General features: G+C 58.8%; 26 protein-coding genes and 1 tRNA gene. 21 read left to right on the top strand and 6 right to left on the bottom strand.

Features of this window, described 5'->3' with window-relative positions; all coding sequences use genetic code 11:
* Window positions 1-145 precede the first annotated feature (145 nt).
* From ACZ9EJ_RS09565 to ACZ9EJ_RS09530, 8 genes are read left to right on the top strand one after another with little or no spacing between them, the layout of a single operon-like run.
* Window positions 146-1,384, top strand: a complete 1,239-nt coding sequence (locus tag ACZ9EJ_RS09565) for a phage portal protein (protein WP_046640660.1) — start codon at window positions 146-148, stop codon at window positions 1,382-1,384.
* Window positions 1,377-1,694 (top strand): gene transfer agent family protein, encoded by a 318-nt coding sequence (locus ACZ9EJ_RS09560; RefSeq protein ID WP_046640659.1) that lies wholly within the window; start codon window positions 1,377-1,379, stop codon window positions 1,692-1,694. The genes ACZ9EJ_RS09565 and ACZ9EJ_RS09560 overlap by 8 nt, the downstream gene beginning before the upstream one ends.
* Window positions 1,684-2,259 carry an HK97 family phage prohead protease gene (locus ACZ9EJ_RS09555; RefSeq protein WP_046640658.1) on the top strand — a complete coding sequence of 192 codons (576 nt, stop codon included), beginning with the start codon at window positions 1,684-1,686 and terminating at the stop codon, window positions 2,257-2,259. The genes ACZ9EJ_RS09560 and ACZ9EJ_RS09555 overlap by 11 nt, the downstream gene beginning before the upstream one ends.
* A 3-nt stretch (window positions 2,260-2,262) precedes the next feature.
* Window positions 2,263-3,417, top strand: coding sequence for a phage major capsid protein (locus ACZ9EJ_RS09550; protein ID WP_046640657.1), 1,155 nt, complete (start codon window positions 2,263-2,265; stop codon window positions 3,415-3,417).
* A gap of 39 nt (window positions 3,418-3,456) precedes the next feature.
* Window positions 3,457-3,888: a hypothetical protein gene (locus ACZ9EJ_RS09545; protein ID WP_046640656.1), complete on the top strand. Its 432-nt coding sequence runs from the start codon at window positions 3,457-3,459 to the stop codon at window positions 3,886-3,888.
* A 59-nt stretch (window positions 3,889-3,947) separates the two neighbouring features.
* Window positions 3,948-4,424 (top strand): phage tail tube protein, encoded by a 477-nt coding sequence (locus tag ACZ9EJ_RS09540; protein ID WP_046640655.1) that lies wholly within the window; start codon window positions 3,948-3,950, stop codon window positions 4,422-4,424.
* A 14-nt stretch (window positions 4,425-4,438) separates the two neighbouring features.
* Complete coding sequence (locus ACZ9EJ_RS09535) at window positions 4,439-5,014, top strand: hypothetical protein (protein ID WP_052764608.1); 576 nt, start codon at window positions 4,439-4,441, stop codon at window positions 5,012-5,014.
* Window positions 5,011-5,223: a helix-turn-helix domain-containing protein gene (locus ACZ9EJ_RS09530; RefSeq protein ID WP_046640654.1), complete on the top strand. Its 213-nt coding sequence runs from the start codon at window positions 5,011-5,013 to the stop codon at window positions 5,221-5,223. The genes ACZ9EJ_RS09535 and ACZ9EJ_RS09530 overlap by 4 nt, the downstream gene beginning before the upstream one ends.
* A 353-nt stretch (window positions 5,224-5,576) precedes the next feature.
* Here ACZ9EJ_RS09530 and ACZ9EJ_RS09525 read toward each other — a convergent pair whose 3' ends face one another.
* Window positions 5,577-6,194 (bottom strand): hypothetical protein, encoded by a 618-nt coding sequence (locus tag ACZ9EJ_RS09525; RefSeq protein ID WP_255742938.1) that lies wholly within the window; start codon window positions 6,192-6,194, stop codon window positions 5,577-5,579.
* Window positions 6,195-6,313: 119 nt separating this feature from the next.
* Between ACZ9EJ_RS09525 and ACZ9EJ_RS09520 the strand changes: the two genes are divergently transcribed.
* The 7 genes from ACZ9EJ_RS09520 (at window position 6,314) to ACZ9EJ_RS09490 (ending at window position 13,563) form a co-directional block, all read left to right on the top strand.
* On the top strand, window positions 6,314-6,616 hold the full coding sequence (locus tag ACZ9EJ_RS09520; RefSeq protein WP_046640651.1) for a head-tail connector protein: 303 nt from the start codon (window positions 6,314-6,316) through the stop codon (window positions 6,614-6,616).
* Entirely contained in the window at window positions 6,613-7,017 is a 405-nt protein-coding gene (locus tag ACZ9EJ_RS09515; protein ID WP_046640650.1) for an HK97-gp10 family putative phage morphogenesis protein, read from the top strand. The genes ACZ9EJ_RS09520 and ACZ9EJ_RS09515 overlap by 4 nt, the downstream gene beginning before the upstream one ends.
* Window positions 7,017-7,424: a DUF3168 domain-containing protein gene (locus tag ACZ9EJ_RS09510; RefSeq protein WP_046640649.1), complete on the top strand. Its 408-nt coding sequence runs from the start codon at window positions 7,017-7,019 to the stop codon at window positions 7,422-7,424. Before ACZ9EJ_RS09515 ends, ACZ9EJ_RS09510 begins: the two co-directional genes overlap by 1 nt.
* Window positions 7,421-7,738 carry a phage head closure protein gene (locus ACZ9EJ_RS09505; protein WP_046640648.1) on the top strand — a complete coding sequence of 106 codons (318 nt, stop codon included), beginning with the start codon at window positions 7,421-7,423 and terminating at the stop codon, window positions 7,736-7,738. Before ACZ9EJ_RS09510 ends, ACZ9EJ_RS09505 begins: the two co-directional genes overlap by 4 nt.
* A gap of 2 nt (window positions 7,739-7,740) precedes the next feature.
* Entirely contained in the window at window positions 7,741-9,393 is a 1,653-nt protein-coding gene (locus tag ACZ9EJ_RS09500) for a terminase large subunit (RefSeq protein ID WP_046640647.1), read from the top strand.
* A 10-nt stretch (window positions 9,394-9,403) separates the two neighbouring features.
* The gene (locus ACZ9EJ_RS09495; protein WP_046640646.1) at window positions 9,404-12,130 is read left to right on the top strand and encodes a D-alanyl-D-alanine carboxypeptidase family protein; all 2,727 of its coding nucleotides are present in this window, start codon (window positions 9,404-9,406) and stop codon (window positions 12,128-12,130) included.
* Window positions 12,131-12,201: 71 nt separating this feature from the next.
* Window positions 12,202-13,563 carry an ATP-dependent nuclease gene (locus ACZ9EJ_RS09490; RefSeq protein WP_255742939.1) on the top strand — a complete coding sequence of 454 codons (1,362 nt, stop codon included), beginning with the start codon at window positions 12,202-12,204 and terminating at the stop codon, window positions 13,561-13,563.
* 43 nt (window positions 13,564-13,606) lie between these two features.
* Here the strand turns inward: ACZ9EJ_RS09490 and ACZ9EJ_RS09485 are convergent, their stop codons facing one another.
* Together ACZ9EJ_RS09485 and ACZ9EJ_RS09480 are read right to left on the bottom strand one after the other, a co-directional pair.
* On the bottom strand, window positions 13,607-14,383 hold the full coding sequence (locus ACZ9EJ_RS09485; RefSeq protein WP_046641381.1) for a hypothetical protein: 777 nt from the start codon (window positions 14,381-14,383) through the stop codon (window positions 13,607-13,609).
* 31 nt (window positions 14,384-14,414) lie between these two features.
* A complete protein-coding gene (locus tag ACZ9EJ_RS09480; RefSeq protein ID WP_255742940.1) occupies window positions 14,415-14,741 on the bottom strand; it encodes an Arc family DNA-binding protein in 327 nt (108 codons plus the stop codon).
* Window positions 14,742-14,836: 95 nt separating this feature from the next.
* On the opposite strand from ACZ9EJ_RS09480, the gene ACZ9EJ_RS09475 reads away from it, so the two are divergent.
* The 4 genes from ACZ9EJ_RS09475 to ACZ9EJ_RS09460 are packed head-to-tail and all read left to right on the top strand — an operon-like array spanning window position 14,837 to window position 16,467.
* Entirely contained in the window at window positions 14,837-14,995 is a 159-nt protein-coding gene (locus tag ACZ9EJ_RS09475) for a FitA-like ribbon-helix-helix domain-containing protein (RefSeq protein ID WP_255742941.1), read from the top strand.
* Between the two features lie 17 nt (window positions 14,996-15,012).
* On the top strand, window positions 15,013-15,210 hold the full coding sequence (locus ACZ9EJ_RS09470; protein WP_255742942.1) for a hypothetical protein: 198 nt from the start codon (window positions 15,013-15,015) through the stop codon (window positions 15,208-15,210).
* A complete protein-coding gene (locus ACZ9EJ_RS09465; protein ID WP_255742943.1) occupies window positions 15,194-15,415 on the top strand; it encodes a hypothetical protein in 222 nt (73 codons plus the stop codon). The genes ACZ9EJ_RS09470 and ACZ9EJ_RS09465 overlap by 17 nt, the downstream gene beginning before the upstream one ends.
* Window positions 15,412-16,467 carry a tyrosine-type recombinase/integrase gene (locus tag ACZ9EJ_RS09460; RefSeq protein ID WP_046641384.1) on the top strand — a complete coding sequence of 352 codons (1,056 nt, stop codon included), beginning with the start codon at window positions 15,412-15,414 and terminating at the stop codon, window positions 16,465-16,467. Before ACZ9EJ_RS09465 ends, ACZ9EJ_RS09460 begins: the two co-directional genes overlap by 4 nt.
* Window positions 16,468-16,560: 93 nt before the next feature.
* Here the strand turns inward: ACZ9EJ_RS09460 and ACZ9EJ_RS09455 are convergent.
* From ACZ9EJ_RS09455 to gloA, 3 genes are all read right to left on the bottom strand, one after another.
* Window positions 16,561-16,635: transfer RNA gene (locus ACZ9EJ_RS09455), tRNA-Glu, on the bottom strand.
* A gap of 121 nt (window positions 16,636-16,756) precedes the next feature.
* A complete protein-coding gene (locus tag ACZ9EJ_RS09450) occupies window positions 16,757-17,311 on the bottom strand; it encodes a hypothetical protein (protein ID WP_251090519.1) in 555 nt (184 codons plus the stop codon).
* A 168-nt stretch (window positions 17,312-17,479) separates the two neighbouring features.
* Window positions 17,480-17,920 (bottom strand): lactoylglutathione lyase, encoded by a 441-nt coding sequence (gene gloA / locus ACZ9EJ_RS09445; RefSeq protein WP_046641386.1) that lies wholly within the window; start codon window positions 17,918-17,920, stop codon window positions 17,480-17,482.
* Between the two features lie 222 nt (window positions 17,921-18,142).
* Between gloA and ACZ9EJ_RS09440 the strand changes: the two genes are divergently transcribed.
* Window positions 18,143-18,721: a cold-shock protein gene (locus ACZ9EJ_RS09440; protein ID WP_037084473.1), complete on the top strand. Its 579-nt coding sequence runs from the start codon at window positions 18,143-18,145 to the stop codon at window positions 18,719-18,721.
* A complete protein-coding gene (locus tag ACZ9EJ_RS09435; protein WP_046641387.1) occupies window positions 18,721-19,200 on the top strand; it encodes a DUF192 domain-containing protein in 480 nt (159 codons plus the stop codon). The genes ACZ9EJ_RS09440 and ACZ9EJ_RS09435 overlap by 1 nt, the downstream gene beginning before the upstream one ends.
* Window positions 19,201-19,210: the final 10 nt, after the last annotated feature.

Raw genomic sequence — 19,210 nt, 5'->3', positions numbered from 1 at the left:
GTACCCGACCACGTTGACCCCGACCCTGATTTGCAGTAGTTTCCAGATGCTTCATTGACCCGCGTCCTTAGTGGACCGCCTTGAGTGTCAATAGAGTGGGAAGACACCCACAAGCGCTAATCCAACGCTTGTCTGGTTGTCCCCAATGTGGCCCTTCCGCAAAGAAACCTCTGCCGTCGTCGTCTCGGAACAGCGTTTGCTCGCTGACCCGGAACCATGGTTGCTGGAGCTATTCGGGGCATCCCCCGCCACCTCTGGAGTTGCGGTTACTCCTCTTGCCGCACTCTCAGTCCCTGCCGTCCGTACCGCTGTCGAACTCCTCGCGGGGGTACTCGGCACGCTTCCTTGCAAGGCGTATCAGCCAGCGGATAACGGCGGCAGGGAACCAGCTCCCGACCATCCCGTCCATGCCCTTGTCCATCGCGATGCCAACGACTGGACGAGCGCCGGGGCGCTTCGGTCTCAGCTCACCATCGATGCGCTATTGCAGGGCGGCGGGTTTGCCTATGCCAATCGCGGCACCGACAAACGCGTGGTCGAATTCATCCGCCTGCCCCCCACAGCCGTGACCGTCGAAATCGATGAGCGCACCGGGGAGCCTGTTTATCGTTATCGCGAGAACACCACGGAAAAGCTCTACAGCTTCCGTGACGTTCTGCATGTTCGTCCGCTCGCCTCTCTGAACGGCATCACCGGCCAAGCACCAGTGAAGACTGCCCGCGAAGCCATCGCCCTTTGCATCGTCGCCGAACAATACATGGCCAAGCTCATGGCCTCCGGTGGCCGTCCTAGCGGCATCCTGTCCTTCCCTCAGAAGCTTGGTGCCGAAGTCGCCAAACGCATTAAGGCCTCATGGCAGGCCGCAACATCCGGCGCAGCCAGCGGGGGCACGGCTGTCCTCGAAGAAGGGGGCACCTTCACCCCGCTGGCATTCACGTCCGTAGATGCGCAGTTTGCAGAGATGCGGGCTTTCCAGATTGTCGAGATCGCCCGCGCCTTCAACGTACCCCCGACATTCTTGGCCGACTTCTCCCGGGCCACATGGTCCAACATCACCGAGGCCAACCGCCAGCTCGTCACGTTTTCGCTGATGCCGTGGATACGCGGGTGGGAAGCTGCCTATCGCCGGGTGTTGCTGACCGAGGAAGACCGTCTAGCGCAGATCAGCATTGAGTTCGTCGTGGACGGCCTTTTGCAGGGCAACGCCAGCGAGCGGGCCACCGCGATCAGCCAGTTCCGTTCGGCAGGCGTCATGACCGCCAACGAAGCCCGCCGCCTCGAAAACCTCCCCGCCATGCCAGACGGCGACAAGCTCGAAAACCCATTCACGACCAGCGGCAAGTCTGCCTCACCCAAAACCGAGGAGACGAAGCCCGATGCCTGAACATCGCCAATTTTTCGGTGACAGCGAGAAGGCGTTCACTTTGACGCCCGACCTCGTGCTGGAGCTGGAACGCAAGACAGGTGCCGGGATCGGTGGCCTGTCCTGCCGCTTCTTCGCGGGGGACTTCCGGTTCAATGAACTCACCGAAGTCATCCGCCTTGGCCTGATCGGCGGCGGCACTGACCCAGAGGAAGCCGACGCACTCGTGACGGCCTACCTGCCGCGTATGGCGGTCACCGAGCTGTACGCCGTCGCTCTCCCCGTTCTTGAGGCCCTGATGTTTCCGAAGGTGACGACCGATGCAGCATGAGCTTGTGAAATCAATTTCACTCGACACCCGCGACGCACGGACGGGTGACACTCTCGATTTCGATATCCGGTTCGCTGCCGACGACGCCGGGAGCTTCACCGGCCATGCTGCCATCTTCGATGAGCGTAACAGCTTCAATGAGGTGGTGAAGCGCGGCGCGTTCAATCGCACCCTGTCCGAACATCAGGCCCGCAACATCCGTCCCCCGATGCTCTGGAGCCATCGCACGGATGAGGTGATCGGGGTTTGGACCGACATCCGCGAAGACGCCACCGGCCTCGCTGTCACCGGCAAACTCATCACCGAGACGGCACGCGGCAAGGAAGCTCACGCCCTCCTCAAAGCAGGGGCGCTGAACGGCCTTAGCATCGGTTTCCGTGCCCGTGGAGCCGAACGCGCTTCTAACGGCCTCCGCATCCTCACCGACATCGATTTGGTCGAAATCAGCCTCGTGGCCCTGCCGAGCGCAGGCAATGCCCGCATCAAGCAGGTGCGGTCTATCGGGGATGTTTCGGCCTTCACCCGCGCCGTGCAGGGCGCAATCGCAACGCTTCGAAAGGATTGACCAATGAAGCATGAAGTTATCGAAGTCCGTTCGGCGTTGCCGATTGAGACCCGCGAAGACGATCCGCTTGCCGCCGCAACCGCAGCCGTGGAAGAACTCCGCACCGCCGCCGACGAACGGCACACCGCCCATCAGACGGAAGTCCGGTCCCTGACCGAACGTCTCGCTGCGATGGAAACGCGCCTCAATCGTCCCGGCACCCAGCAGCAGGAACAGACCGACGAGGCAGCCGCCACCGAGCGCCGCGCCTTCCTCAACTATCTGCGCCGGGGCAACCAGACCAGCGAAGCCGAACTCCGGGCGCTGACCGTCGCCAATGACCAGCAGGCCGGATACCTGGCACCTGCCGAAGTCTCTTCGGAGATGATCCGCGAGATCACCGAGTTTTCGCCCATTCGGCAGTATGCGACGGTTCGCCAGACCACCGCACCATCGGTGAAATATCCGCGCCGCACGGGCCTGACGAACGCCAAGTGGGAAGGCGAGATCGAGGAAGCCGAAGAAAGCACCGTCACGTTCGGTCAGACCGAAATCGTGGCCAAGCGCCTGACCACATATGTCGATATTTCGAACTCGCTTCTGATGGGCAGCGACGGCACCGCCGAAGCGGAAGTCCGCCTCGCGTTTGCGGAGGACTTCGGCAAGAAGGAAAGCACCGCGTTCGTGCTGGGTGACGGCTTCAAGCAGCCGGAAGGCATCCTCACGTCCACAGCCGTGCAGTACGTCCCCAACGGTCACGCTACCCTTTTCGCAATCGATGCATTTATCTCGCTGATGTACTCGCTCCCGGCACAGTACCGGAACCGTGGCGTCTGGTTGATGAATGGCACGACGCTGGCAGCCGTCCGTAAGCTCAAGGACGGACAAGGGAATTTCCTTTGGCAGCCAGCATTTCAGGCGGGTCAGCCAGAAACTCTGCTTGGCCGTCCGGTAGCCGAAGCCATCGACATGCCGGATGTCGTCGCCAACGCATTCCCCATTGCCTTCGGTGACCTCGCCACGGCTTACCGCATCGTGGACCGGCAGGCGCTTGGCGTCCTGTCCGACCCTTATACGCAGGCCACGCGCGCCATCACCCGGATGCACGGCACGCGCTGGGTCGGCGGTGGCGTCGTTCAGCCTGCCGCGATCAAGAAGCTCAAGATGGCAACGTCCTGAGCGCCGACCTCACCCGAAACGAAACAGGAGAATAATCTCATGCGCGACATCATCTCCCACATCGGGCTGGTCAACGTCATCACGCCCGCCGTGCTTGCCGCCGACAGTACGCCCGCCACAATCGACCTTGCTGGCTTCGACAGCGCCATGTTTGCCATCCACGTGGGCACCGGTGGCATCACCTTCAACGGCACGAACAAGGTCGAATTCAAGCTGACCCACAGCGACGATGACGCGACCTATGAAGCCGTGACTGCTGAGGACGTGCAGGGCGTGGATACGGTGGACGCGGGCGGCATCGTCTATGCCCTCAAGGCCGCTCATGCCGATCCGACGATTACCAAGGTCGGATACATCGGCAACCGCCGTTACCTCAAGCTGTTGGCCGATTTCAGCGGCACCCACGGCACCGGCACCCCGATTGCCGTCATCCTCATCAGGGGAAATGCCCGCCACGAACCGGTGGCCTGACCCGCATGGCGGGGGATGCTCTCCCGCCTCCTATCATCCTTAAGTGAAAGGTCACCAACATGGGTATTACCACCACCGCAAAGACCAAGGTCAGCATCGGGACCACAGCATCCTTCGCCACTGCCGTCGCCTATGCAGCGGATGACTGGACCGAAATCACCAACATCATGGACGTAGGCGAGGCCGGTTCCGAAGCCGAGATCGTCACGGCCAAGCTGGTCGATCAGGACTATGTGAAGAAGGCCAAGGGCAGCCGCGACAACGGCACGATGGAACTCGTGGTGGCTCGCGACAGCGGCGATGAAGGTTATCAGGCCCTTGTTGCAGCCGAACAGGGAAGCGCCGGCTACAATTTCAAGGTCGAGCTGAACGACAAGCCGAGTGCCGGAGCCAGCCCGAAGAACTCGGTTTTCTATTTCAACGCCATCGTCGCCAGTCGCAGGAACAGCTTCAACGACGCTGACAGCATCGTCCAGACGACGTTCTCGCTCGCCATCAGCGGGGCGATTATCGAAGTCCCGGCATCGGCTTCCTAAAGGGGGTCAAGTCGATGAGGCTGGCTGACACCATCACCGTCACCATCGCGGGCGAGGCCATCGAGCTTCGCCCGTCTTTGGCTTGTGCAATCCGTCTGGAGCGCCGCCCCGGATCGTTCCAGCAGCTCACCCGTGACATCATGGACGGAAACCTGACCGCTGCCGTGGAAGTCATCCAAGATCATACGGACCTCGATTTCCTAGCTAACCGCATCCTCGAACAGCTGGACACCCTGAAAGCGCCATTGCTGCGATACGTGATGGCATGTGCGGGCGTTGATCCCGACGATGCACCGAAGGCCGCTCCCAAGGGACCGAAGGCCGCTCCCAAGGGTAAGCCTGCCAAATCCGTTCCGTTCCGAGATCATCTTCAAGACCTCTATAAGAAGGCCACCGGCTGGCTGGGATGGTCCCCGGAAGTCGCACTCGATGCGACCCCCGCTGAAATCGTCCTCGCCTATGAAGGGCGGTTGGACATGCTCAAGGCCATCTATGGCGGCGGGAAAGATCAGCTCACGGATGACCGGCCATTGGAGGAGAAGTTCCGCAGCGTCTTCACCACCTTCGGCACCGTTAAGGAGGCGGCATGAAAAACGATTGGCCCGCTATTATCACCGACCTCCAACGTGACCGTGGCATCTCCAGTAATGAGCTTGCCCGGATATCGGGGGTCTCCCGCACGTCCCTAAGACGCTTTAAGGCCGGTAGAGGCGATTGGACTATTCGAACGCTGGACAGGGTGTTGGAGGCGCTTAGCTGCGAGCTGGAGCTTTTCGACATAGGCGTGAGGGGGAAGTGAATGCCTTACCGCGCTCCCTCCATCCGTGCATGTGGCTGTGTCATTCCCAGCGGTCAACGCTGTGAGCACTCCATTGCGCGGGACCGGGAGCGCAAGGCTCGCCATGATGCACAGCGCCCGACCGCCCCACAACGCGGATACGATAGCAAGTGGCGGGAGGCCCGTGCTGGTTTCCTAGCCAAGCACCCACGATGCGCCCGTTGTGGTGCGCCTTCCGCCGTCGTCCATCACTCCACCCCTCATCGGGGAAACAAGGCCATCTTCTGGGATCGTAGCAAGTGGGTGCCTGCATGCCAGCCCTGTCACGATGGCCCACTGCAATCGCAGGAGAAGCGCCAGTGAGTGTCGGAACATCAGTCGAAAACCGCAAGTGTCTCATCGGACAACTCACGTCGCGAGATCAGTTTCATATCGTCGCTTTTCAAGTCAATCGTCCACCAAGCCAAAGAGCCCGTCAGCCCGCACATCTCACGCGGCACGATGTAGCTTCCATCCGCCGCATACAGGATCGGCTCCTCATCTTCCGCAGCGTTCTGCCGCACAAGCTCAATTGTCGGCTTCAATCTGTTGGCTTGCGCAATCTCTGCCTTTGCAATGGGAATACGAACGAGTGCAAGGCGATCCCGAAGCGCAGCGAGCTTTTCGTGGGGAATGTCGAGGCGCTTAGCTTGCTGGCACGAGGACCGCACAACCTCATAGACGTTGAGAAGCCAGTATTGCGTAAGGTGAAGCAAGAAGCTCTCGGCGTGGATCGTGGAGAAGTCTGCTGGCCTCTGGGTAACACGTTCAAGCACCTCTGCCTCCATCTGACGCAGAAGCAAATCGGTCGCAATATCCCCATTCACCTGATTTCCTATTGCAGGACCAAATTTCTGAAACTTCCATCTCACCGTGTTCCAACGAGCATGCAAAGCCACGTTGGCAGCGAGGGCTATCCTCAATGCGTGTTCGATCCCGGTCGTAGCGTTCATCAAATCACCTCCAAGCATTCTAGCCACATAGCCGGTGGGGGGGTGTCTTCCAACTTTCTTGTCTTACAGGATACCGGCGGCAGGTGGCACGCGCACGATTTGCATCAGGAGAACAGCCTATGAGCACCGTTTCACTGGCTACGGCCAAGGCGCATTTGAACGTCACGGACACCACGGACGACACCCTCATTCAGGGCAAAATCGACGCGGCGGAAGCCCATATCGAAAAGCTGTTGGGGTTCACACTGGCATCGGGCTTCGAAGGTTCGGAAAACGTGCCCGACGACGTGCGGGAAGCCATCCTCCAGCTCACCGGCCATTTCTATGAGAACCGGGAAGCTTCCCTCGTGGGCATCGCTGCCGAAGAAATTCCATTCGGGGTCTGGCAGCTCATTGCCGCTCATCGGGAGTACGTGTTTTGAGCAAACAGACGCAACGCCTTTCCCAGCGACTTGAGGCCATCCCCCGTAACGTCAAGCAGGCGGTGACCCCAGCACTCATCACCGCAGGCCGTGACCTGTCCGTGAGCATGCGCCTGTTGGCACCGGAGGATACCGGAGCGCTTAAAGACAGCATCCGCGTTACGGCTCCCGGAGATAGCACCCCGCCATACAGCCAGCCCGGGGGCAGCACCGTGGCCCGCGAAAATCAGGTGATCGTGACGGCGGGGAATACCGATGTTCGCTATGCCCATCTCGTGGAGCACGGGACAGCCGAAGCCGCAGCGCAGCCGTTCTTTTGGCCTGCCTTCCGGCTCAAGAGGAAGACCCTCTCCAATCGCATCAAGCGGGCAATCCGCAAAGCCGTGAAGGAGGCCAAGTAATGGAACCCAGCCTCGAACTCCAGAAGGCCATTCGCGTCCGTCTCGTGGCCGCCACGGTGGTGACAAGCCTCGTTCCTGCCGCCAATATCGTGGACCGGAACGGCCTTCCTGCCGTCTTCCCGTGCATCCTCATCGGGGAAAGCCAGACGGTCCCGGGCGGTGATATTGCCCGCGCTCGCCACGACGTGTTCGTGGACCTGCATATCTGGCAGAAGGAGACCGGCCTCACGTTCTCGAAACAGGTGGCGGGTGCCATCCGTGACGCCCTCAAAGATACGAACTGGACGGCGACCGGCCTCCATGTTGCCGACCTTTATGTGACGTCCAGCCGGTTCCTACGCGATCCGAACGGCATCCATTCCCATGGTGTCATCAGCCTGACCGCCAACGTGGTGGAGGCAGCATGAGAGCCGGGAAGCTAGATAAGACCATCACCATTCAGCGCAGCGGTCTGACCGTGGACGACTACGGCACCGAGACCGAGGGCTGGAACGATGTCGCGACCGTCCGCGCCCAGCTCGTGCAGGCCAGCACTGAGGAGTTCATGCGCTCCTTCGGTTCCTCGTCAGAAATCGCCGTCGTTTTCCGCGTCCGTTATCGCGATGACCTCAACCCTTCGGATCGTGTCAGCTATCAGGGACAGGCTTACGACGTGAAGGAAATCAAAGAGCTTGGCCGTCGGGAGGGCTTGGACCTCCGGTGCGTAGCGGTAGGAGCCTGACCATGGCCCTTATCCTGAAAAAGAAGAAAGTGAAATTGATTGCAAATCCGTTTGCCGACATTCCCGATCCGCTGGGGTACGGCCAACGGGCAGTCGATTTCCTTCGCAGCCTGAAACATCCGAAGTCACAGCACCCAGACCGCAATTTCCAGCTTGATCTGTGGCAAGAGCGGATCGTTCGGCAAATCTATGGCCCATGCGATGCGGACGGCAACCGCATCATCAAGCAAGTTACGATCATGCTCCCGCGCGGCAACCGAAAGACTTCGCTCGGTGCCGCTCTGTCTCTTCTCCATACCATGGGACCGGAAGCGGTTCCGGGTGGTGAGGTACTGACCGCCGCCGCAGACCGGAAACAGGCCAAGCTCGCCTTTACGGAAGCACAAAGCATCATCCAAGCCGGGAGCGAGGAGCTGTGGCGGAAGGGTCAGGCCAGCCGTCGTTTCGAGGAAGGCCGGACAATCAAGCTCCAAGAGTACAAGAACCGGATGACGTTCCCAAACGGCTCTTTCCTTGAAAGCCTGTCCAACGATGCCGGGACCCAGCATGGACGCACCCCGTCATTCGCCCTAATTGACGAAATACACGCTTGGAAAAAGCGTGACCTTTGGGATGTCATCCGCACCGGCCTCGTGAAGGTGCCGAACTCGCTTTGCATCGTGATCACCACGGCAGGACGGGGGCAGGAAAACATTGCATTCGAGGTGATCGACTACGCCCGCAAAGTCGCTGCCGGGAAAATCAACGATCCGGCCACCCTGCCCATTCTGTTCGAAACCTCGCCCGATGCTGATTGGCAGGATGAGGAGGTTTGGAAAGCATGCAATCCCGGTCTCATCCACGGTTATCCCGACCTGAATGGCCTTCGCCAGCTCGCCCGGGAAGCCGCCGAACGACCCGCAGACCGGGAGGCATTCCGGCAGCTCCACCTCAATATCTGGCTGGGGCATTCATCCGACCCGTTCGTGGATATGCCGATCTATGACAAGGGCGCTGCCGCCTTTGATCTTGAGGAGCTGGAGCACGAACCGTGCTGGCTTGCGGTGGACCTGTCCAGCAATTCCGACCTGACCGTGATCGTCGCCGCGTGGCGTGATGGGCAGGAGGGTTATATCGTCCATCCGTGGTTCTTCTGCCCCCGGGACAACCTCGATAAGAGGGCAGACCGAGACGGCGTGCCTTATCCGCAATGGGCAGATGAAGGTTTCATCGAACCCACGTCCGGCAACGTGGTGGATTTCCGTGTGGTGGAAGACACCATCCGGGAGCTGTGCGAGCGCTTCGAAGTCCGGGAGATTGCCTTCGACCCTCATTTAGGCCGCGTCATGATGAGCAACCTTGCTGATGACGGCTATCCGGCAATTGAGATGCGCCAAGGCTGGATCACCATGGCTCCCGCAATCAAGGAGCTGGAACGCGCCATCATCGCCGGACGCTTCCGGCATGGCGGTCACCCCGTGTTGCGTTGGTGCTTCGACAATATTGCAGTCGAGACCGACAAGGCGGGGAACAAGGCTTTTCACAAGGGCAAGTCCCGTGACCGCATTGATGGTGCCGTTGCTGCCGCCATGGCCGTGGGCCGTGCCTCGCTCGGTGAGGATAACCGATCAATCTATGACAGCGACGAGCGGGCCGACGGCCTGCTGATCTTCTGAGGAGACACCCATGCCGACCGATACCGAACAGCTTGTTGTCTCCTTGGAAGCCCGCATCCGAGATTTCGAGCGCAACTTCCAACGGGCGAACCGCACGTCCAGCCAGAACTTCCAAGCTATCGAGCGACAGGCAAAACGCTCCGCCGATGCGCTTGAACAGTCCATGTCGAAGGCCTCGCAGGGCGTCAACGTCGCCTTGGCTGGCCTCAAAGGCGGCATCGCCGGTCTCGTCACCGGCCTGTCTGTCGGGGCACTAGAGGGCATCTTGTCCCGTGTCGGTGACATCACCAAGGGCATTGCCAATATCGGCAGCGAGGCCAAGCGCGCAGGCTTGTCCGCAAGGGCATTCCAAGAGCTGTCCTATGTTGCAGGGCAATCCCGTATCCCGGTGGACGCTCTGACCGATGGCATGAAAGAGCTTTCCCTTCGCGCGGACGAGTTCATCGTCACGGGTGGCGGTTCGGCAGCGGAAGCGTTCCAGCGCCTTGGCTTCGGTGCCGAGGACTTGAAGCGCAAGCTGAAAGACCCGTCCGCGCTGCTTGTCGAAATTGTTGGAAAGCTCCAGCAGTTGGACAAGGCAGCTCAAATCCGTGTCGCGGATGAGCTGTTCGGCGGGACCGGGGGCGAACGGTTCGTGGAACTCCTCGACCGGGGAGCCGACGGCATCCGCAAGCTGATCCGTGAGGCCAACGAACTAGGTCTCGTCATGGACGATGAGGTGATTGCCCGGGCCGATGAACTGGACAGGAAGTTCAACGCCATCGGCACCACCATTTCCACCTACACCAAGCAGGCCATCCTTGGCCTTGTCGGTGCCGCTGATGACGTGCTGAACCGGTTCAACAAGATCGATGAGCAATCGACCCGCAACGTGCAAGACCGCCTTGTCGGCGTCTATGACAAGCTGAACGAAGCCAAAGCGCGGCTGGACGACCTTGGCCTAGAGAAGACGGCTTTCCCGGGCGACGTTGCCGTTGACCTGAACATTGATCGCCAGAAGCAGCTTATCGAGGACCTGACCAACGAAGCGATGAAGCTTCGCGACATCCTCGACCGCCGCAACGGCCTAAAGGACGACTTCATTTACAAGACGGGGCAGGACGCCAACGGAGCTACCCCGTCCGTCAACGGCCTGAATACCGCGCTGGACGGGACCGGTGGTGCCGCTGGCAACGGCGTAAAGGGGCTGAACTCCTTTGCCGACGCCATCCGTGCCTTGAAGAAGGAAATCCCCGAGCTTGCCGACAGTCTCGCCACGCTGGACGCCAAGACCCGGATCGAGGACACCTACAAGGCCGCGTTGAGCAAAGCCCGCTCCATGGGCGATGTCTACATGGCGAACGAGCTTCGCGGCAAAGCCCTGTCCTCGCTGAATATCAAATCCACCACCGACGACCCGACGAAATACCTCTCCAATGTGCTTGCATCGGGGAAGAATGCGCAGCATGTCACCGGCATGCAGTCTGGTTTCCAGCAGAAGCTTGCCACGATGCTCGCCAGTATGCCGGACGACCTCAAGGGCAGCGTGTCCATCAATTCCGGGTATCGGTCACCGGAACGCCAGCAAGAGCTTTGGCTGGAGGCCTTGCGGAAATACGGCTCCCCGGAAGCCGCTCGGAAGTGGGTGGCACCGCCCGGAAACAGCCAGCACAACAAGGGCAATGCTGCCGACCTGGGATATGGTTCCGATGCCGCCCGCAACTGGGTGCATCAGAACGCCGGAAACTATGGCCTGTCCTTCCCGCTATCGAATGAGAACTGGCATATCGAGGATGCCGACGCACGGGGGCAGGCGCGGGCGCAGCAAATCCAGACCCAGACGAATGCCCTCATTCAGCAGTCGGACGCCTACAAGGCAATCATTGCCGATGCCCAACAGTTCACTCAAGGTCAGCAGACCGAACAGCAGGCCCTAACCATGACGGGGCAGGCCGCTGCCGCCTATCGTTACGAGCAACAGATGCTCAACGATGCCCAGCGGCAGGGCATCAGCGTCACACCGCAACAGCGCGCCGAAATCCAGCAGCTTGCGCAGGGCATGGCGCAGGCCGAACAGGCGACCACCCGTTTTGCCCAGACGCAAGAGGAGGCCGCACAGTTCAGCCAGATGCTGGGAAACACCGCCGTGGACGCCTTGACCGGCATTCTCACCGGCACGACGACGGCAGAACAGGCGCTGGCACAGTTGGGACAGCAGCTCATTAAGGTGGCGCTACAAGCCGCTCTATTGGGCGAAGGTCCGCTTGGCGGCGGCGGTAGTTCCGGCGGCGGCCTGTTCGGCGGCTTGTTGGGCTTCCTGTTCAGGGCTAAGGGTGGCCTTGTCTCGACCTCCATGCTGCCACACATGGCGGGCGGTGGCGGTGTCCGTGGTCCCGGCACCTCGACCAGCGACAGCATCCCGACCATGCTTTCCGATGGGGAGTTCGTGGTGAATGCCCGTGCCACCGATAAACACCGTGCCGTGCTGGAGGCCATTAACTCCGGTCATGCCCCGGCTATGGCCGATGGCGGGTTAGTCGGCAACGCCAAATCCCGTTCCGGCGGCTCACTGACCAACGTATTCGCTCCGCAGATCAACGTGCAGGCCAGCGGTTCCAGTGGTGACCCTGCCAAAGATGATGCCCACGCGAAGAACATGGCGAAGGAAGTCAGCAAGGCGATTGATCAACAGATGACAGATTGGACAATCGGCCAAATGCGCCCGGGCGGGCTGCTATCCGGGTACGGAAAGCGGTAGTTCAATCAAAACCTTGATCTTTTACGACAGGCCATGCCATCTCTTCCATTCAACCTAGGGAAGGGGTTTCCGTGTTAGAAAAGCTTATCGTAAAGGGGTATCGAGGGTTCCGCAGTGCGAAGTCGATCTCGTTCGCTGTTCCCGATGGTAAGCCTGGGAGCGGCCTAACGACTATTACTGGGGCAAACAATTCAGGGAAGTCCACAATTATCGAATGCTTGAGGGCAAGGACAGGTCACAATCCACCGAGCTTTTCCAACGGCATGAGGAACATAGAGGGTGATTACGTCGCCCTTGGATATGTTGTCAATGGAAAGACTGAGACGGTGCAGACCCTCCGGCCCGGGTCCAGCGAAGCGTCACGATCATCGCGAGATGAAAGGTTTGAAATTTTCATAGTTCCGTCTAGACGTGCTTTCTCGCCCTATTTTGGCAAGAACAACGGGCAGCGCGCGGCCTATGTCAATAATTACGGATTGCCACCCAGTCGCGCCAGTCAGCTGACCGGCTTCGAAGGACGGCTGTTTGAAATTGAGAAGTCGCCTGACGTATTCAACGCCGAGTTGGCCAAGGTTCTCGGATATATGCCCCAGTGGTCTATCGACCTCTCAGATCAAGGCACGCATTACCTTAAATTCGTCAACGGGAAACACTCCCATACGAGCGACGGCCTAGGCGAGGGCATAGTGAGCATTTTCGCGATAGTGGACGCGCTCTATGATAGCCAGCCCCACAACATGGTGGTTATCGACGAGCCGGAGCTATCTCTTCACCCAAGCTTGCAAAAACGTTTGGCGGCGCTCCTTGCGGAATACGCCCGCGACCGGCAAATCGTCATTTCGACCCATTCCCCTTATTTCGTGGACTTAACGGCGCTGGCAAGCGGCGCACACTTAATGCGGGTTACATCTGATGAAAAGTCGGGCACGGCAGTCCATGAGCTTTCCAACAAGTCGAAGGCTGATATAAGCGCCCTGATCAACGATATTAATAATCCACACGTGCTCGGTATCAACGCCCGAGAGCTGTTTTTCCAAGAGGACGGTATCATCTTGGCCGAGGGTCAAGAGGATGTCGTTCTTTACCCTGAGGTGTTCAATCAGCTTGGCGTAAGCTTGCCCGGGACATTCTTCGGCTGGGGTGTCGGTGGTGCAGATAAGATGGACAAAATCGCCGCCATCCTTGAGGACTTGGGGTTTGAAAAGGTGGCGGGCATCCTCGACGGCGATAAAACCGATCTTATAGAGCCGCTAAAGAAACGCTTTCCGAAATATCATTTTGTTACAATCCCCGCTAAGGATGTCAGGACGAAACCTGCCCGGGGAGCTTCTGATCAAGTCGAGGGATTGCTGGATAAGAAACGCAACTTGCGAGGGGAACACATTACTCGCATGAAAGAAATTGCTCAGGACCTCACCCAGAAACTCTCTTAATTTGAATGTCGGCCCTCAACATCACATGAAGGCTTTGCCGGCCTCACAAAACTGTCTTCGTGACTTTACGTACCCCGTCGATCAACTCCGCAACCTCTTCCTTTGAGGGATCAGTTGTTTTCTTGTGATCGCACTTATTGCGGATGTCACCAAGATGCTGAATGAAACGCCACTGCGCGGTGTCAATCACCGAAGCAGTTTTGAGGGCATCATTTAAGTCGGAGATAGCGGGGTCTTTCTTCCGAAGGGCAATTTGATGACGCTCGCAAACCGCAGCGAGGTGGCCTTCTAGAACAACCCCGGCAACGGCCCCGGAACCGCGCTGAAAGCCATTCTTGTTCAGTTCTTCAGCCGCGTGGAGTTCATCATCCAACAGGTCGGCATGCACGAGCGTCTTGATATCGTAGAGTGTCGACTTAAAACGGTTCTTCAAACCTTCGATCATTGACGCCTGCTGTAACATTGCGGAGGCGGCAGACCGTGGCTCGTAGAGAATGTCTCCGTAGCGGCGCCCGACAAGCCCTTTCAGGCAGTCGCTAATCGTATAGTTGGAGAAGTCGATTTCCTTACGCTGCGTCTTAGGCGCATAGAGCGCTCGAAAGTCATCAACTCTTTCTGGCGCAATCTGCGTGAGAAGCGCTAAGCACTCTGAATACCACCCCTGATAAGCAAGACTAAACCGGGGTAGTTCCCCGGCCGATTTTGGTATCGTTTGTACATCTTCCGCTGTGCCATGTTCCTTGTACAAAGCGTAGTACAATCGGAAGCCCCGTGCCGTAAGATCTACAATGTCTTTCTCGTATTCCTCTTGCTTAGGCATTTCCAACGCGTCCCCATGTAGGTAGTCCTATCTAAGCTTTTTTTAACAGGGTTGCGACCTTCGCCTCTAGCTCATCCACACGTTGCTGCAATTCTTCAATTTGCCGCTCTACCCGAGCCTCGACAGCTATCATCTGCTTCTCTAGCTGAATAATCGGGGAAGCCTGAATTTTCTTCAGTGCATTTGCCTTCACAGCCTCAACCTCGGCCGATGCATCGTAGCCTTTGTCAAACGACCATTCCAAGCGGGCTGCTATCTCGGCATTCATGGTTCTTCCGCTTGTCCGAGCTGCTGCGTCGATCATGCTTCGCAGAGCGGGTGTCACGCGAATTTTCATATCTGGAGCTGGGTTTTTCATGAGGGGCATCTAACCCAAAATTGGGTTGACAGTCCATCCTGATTGAGCAATTTTGGGTTACCCCAAAAATGGGGCACTTAACCCATGAGGAGGTGATGTCTGGAGCTATCTACCAAGACCTTAAAATCCGCCTGTCCCCCGACCTAAAACAGTGGTTGCTGATGCGAGCAAAGGAGAATGATCGTTCAATGAACGGCGAAATTCAGTCGCTACTGAAGGCCGCGCGCCAGTCTGAGCAACAAGCCACTGCGTGACCTCTGGAGAGATTGAGATGCAAAATATCAAGATTAACGTTGAGTTAGATCGGCACGGAACGTTCTGGGTGCGCAAAAGCGGACAGCATCATCCATTCAGAACTTATGCCGAAGCAAGGGGATACGCCGAACATCTTGCATCGACCACGAACGGCGGTGCCGAAATTATCGATCGCGTGCCTCCGGATTGGAGCAAAGATGCTCCCCTTTCTTGAAAAGGCGTTAAAGGCGAAATCCAAGTCGACGAAGGGCGGTCTTAGCGTCGTCAATGTAAAGAAGCTCGTGGCCACCGTGCAGAACATGGGGAAGTCTGTGATCGGCATAACCGCTGCCCCGGATGGGTCTATCACTGTGTCCATCGGGGAGCCATCACCAGCCGATGACATTCTGACAAACCCATGGGATGAGGTGCTGAAATGATCCGGCACAAGCGTCCCAAGTACGTCCAGATGCACAAGGACCCACGCGACGATAAAAAGTGGCGCATCTACTACCGCCGCGCCGGTCAACCGAAGGTCGCCTTGCGTGGGCCGATCTATTCGGAGGACTTCTGGACGGACTACAGGAAGGCAGAGGCGGGCGAAGTCGAGAACGTCGGGGCTGGGGCTTCGAAAACTATTCCCGGCACCATTAATGCGCTGATCGTCAAGTACTATGCGTCAGCGGATTTCCTCGCGCTTTCTCCCGCCACCCAGCGGAATTATAAATCGGTGCTGGAGCCGTTTCGTATTGAGCACGGCGACAAGCCCGCCGCCGGTCTGAAACGCGAGCACATCAACGCTATCCTGAACAAGCGAGCGTTGACCTCGACTGCGCAGGCGAAGAACCTAGGCAAGCGTCTTTCCACCCTGATGAAGTTTGCCGTGGATTTTGGGCTGCTCAAAGATAACCCGATGATCGGCGTAAAGCGGGTGAAGCATGAGGAGACGCACTATGAAATGTGGACCGATGCCGACATAGCCAAGTTTCGCGAGAAATGGGGCGAGGGGACGCCGCAGCGCGTTGCGTTGGAGATCCTCGTCTACACCGGCCTGCGCCGCAGCGATGCGGTCAAGCTGGGGCCAAAGCACTTGAAGGATGGTTTCTTCACCATTACCGCCCGGAAAACGGGAGTGGAGCTGAACATCCCTATCCACCCGAAGCTTCTGCCATACCTTCGCATCAGGAACAGCGAGAAGCTTGTAAACATTAGGACTTACATCAGTACGGCCTATGGAAAACCGAGATCGGAGAAAGCTTTCACCAACTGGATAATCGAGGCCGCGACAGAAGCCGGGCTTTCACCTCATCGCTCACCTCACGGTCTACGCCGTGCAGCGTGTCGCGCATTGGCCGAAGCCGGATGCACCGTATGGGAGATCATGGCTATAACCGGCCACCAGAATGCCAAGGAAGTGCAGGGCTATGTCGATGACATTGATAAGAAGAAGCTCGCCAGCAGCGCGATGAAGAAGTGGGAAGCAGTGTCATGAGAACGGACGGAAAACAGAAATTGGCTAACGCCGTAACCCCGTTGGCCAATTTGGCTTGCAACGCATTGAAATCATTGAGGGGGGAAAACGAAGTGGCACGCCCTAGGGGAGTCGAACCCCTCTTCCCAGAATGAAAATCTGGTGTCCTAACCGATAGACGAAGGGCGCCTGCGCTTCGTGGCGCTCTTATAGAGAGGGGATTTCTTTCCTGCAAGCGCCAAAGCCATCTTTTTTACAAAAAAATGACGGCTTTTCCCGCGCCGGCTGTTCGAATGAAAACTGCGTCAAATCAGCAGCTTAAAGGAGTGCCCTCAGCGTCGGTCCCGCAGGCTGCGGCGGGCGTGGCCTGCGGCATGCTGTAGACGCTCGCGGTGGTGGCGTTGAAATTCCGCCGCGGCAGATTGGCCGGAACCGGGCCGTTGCCGGATGGGGCGGCCGCAGCCATCGGCGGGTTTGCCGAAAAGATCGTAGCGCTGTCGGCGCGTACGCCCGTCGATTGCGTCGAAAGGCCCGCAATGGAGGCCTGCTGTGGCTGTGCAGGTGCCGGCGGGAACGTATTTTCCGGGGTGGGAACGGCGGCCGGTGCGATTGCCGCCGGTGCCTGGGCTGACTGCGCCTCCGCCTTGGGGATGGCCGGATCGGTCCGGCGGTTCGAGGCCGTGGTGCCGCCCTTGGTGAGGATGCCCTTGGCGCTTGCCGCCACCGTGGTGCGCGGCGCCGGTGTCGTGGCGTCAGCGGTCTTTTTCGTGGTGGTGCAGCCACTGAGCGTCAGCGCGGAAAGGCAGGCGATCGCCAGCGTCATGCGGGCGTTGGAACAAAGGAAAGGTGTTTTTGGCAAAGGCATGCCCCGTCGGCTCCTATCGCGGCCGTCATGCCGCGAATCATCGTGCCCGAGCATCTCGCGGAAGGGCGCCATGGACAAGCCGGCCGGGGCAGGCGACGTTAGCCTGGGGCAAGCTTGGGGAAAGAACGCGGCGGTTGAGTAAAAAAGAACCCGCCGCGTTGAAAAGTTTTACCAGCTGCCGATATTCGGAGCTGAGGCCCAGGGTTCGGCAACCGGCAGGTTGTCGCCCTTCTGGAGGAGTTCGATCGAAATGCCGTCCGGCGAACGGACGAAGGCCATCCGGCCTTCGCGCGGCGGACGGTTGATGATGATGCCGTTGTCCGAAAGGTGCTGGCAGAAATCGTAGATGTTATCGACCTCATAGGCGAGGTGACCGAAGTGGCGACCGCCGGTATAATCCTCGGTGTCCCAATTGTAGGTCAGCTCGACGCAGGGGGCGAGAACTTCCTTGGCTTGGCTGAGATCGTCGGGCGCCGCGAGGAAGACCAGCGTGAAGCGGCCTTTCTCGTTGTCGATGCGCCGGATCTCTTTCAGGCCGAAAACGGTAGTGTAGAAATGAAGTGAGGCGTCCAGGTCTTTCACCCGGACCATGGTATGAAGATAACGCATTATGGTGTCTTCCTCCGATAAATCCAGTCGCCGATAGACCTCGTTCGGGTCCGTGCTGGATATGGCGCAGACGCCAGCCTGGAGCAAGGCACTCTCGATAGAGATGAAGGTGGATAAAGCCAAGGCAGGGACTTGCGCTAGATGGTTAGCAAGATGTTAATCTATCCTCTAAGAATCAGTTGATCGTCACGTCGTAACGCGTAATCGAGGGGCCGACAGGATATGGCAGACAGAATGTCATCGAAAGACGTTGGCAGTTTCGAAGAGCTTCCGGGCGAGCCGGTCGAGCTGATCGAAATCACTGGCGTCGTCAAATGGTTCGATGTGGCCAAGGGGTTCGGCTTCATCGTTCCAGACAACGGCATGCAGGATGTGCTTCTGCACGTGACCTGCCTTCGTCGAGACGGATACCAGACCATCCTGGAAGGCACACGCATCGTCGCGATGATCCAGAAGCGGGATCGCGGCTATCAGGCGTTCCGCATCCTGTCCATGGATCAGTCGACCGCCGTCCATCCCTCGGATCTTCCGCCGGTGCGCACCCACGTGCAGGTGACCGCGACCAGCGGCCTGGAACGGGCGCTGGTAAAGTGGTTCAACCGCACCAAGGGTTTCGGCTTCCTGACGCGCGGCGAGGGGACGGAAGACATCTTCGTGCACATGGAGACGCTGCGCCGCTTCGGCCTCACCGAGCTGCGTCCGGGCCAGGTCGTGCTGGTGCGGTTCGGGCCGGGTGACAAGGGCCTGATGGCGGCGGAAATCCACCCCGACAATCCCAATCCCGTGAGCCGGTCGCACTGATGCGTTTCTCGTTTCCAACGTTTCTGAAAAGCGCCCTTGCGGCGCTTTTTCTCATCTTGGCGGGTGGCGCGGTTGCGCAGGACGTGACCTTTCCGCGCGACGAGCTTTCGATAAAGACGGCGGCTGGCCAGACCTACAAGTTTTCCGTCGAACTCGCTTTTACTGATGCTCAGCGCGAGCGAGGGCTGATGTACCGCAAGGTGATGGCCCCGGACGCCGGCATGCTCTTCGATTTCGGCACGCCGCGGCCGGTCTCGATGTGGATGGAGAACACCATCCTTTCCCTCGACATGTTGTTCATCCAGGGCGACGGCACGATCTCCCACATCCGCGAGAACGCCGTGCCCCATTCGCGCGACATCATCGATTCGCGCGGACCGGTGAAATTTGTGCTGGAGCTTAATGCAGGCCGCTCGAAGTCGCTCGGCATCAAGGTAGGCGACAAGGTGATCAGCAAACGCATCGGCAATCAGTGGTGATCCGCCGGTT

This window comes from Neorhizobium sp. USDA 3394 (assembly GCF_056280385.1).
The sequence above is the reverse complement of the archived record's forward strand: the minus strand, read 5'-3'. Positions and strand labels throughout refer to the sequence as shown.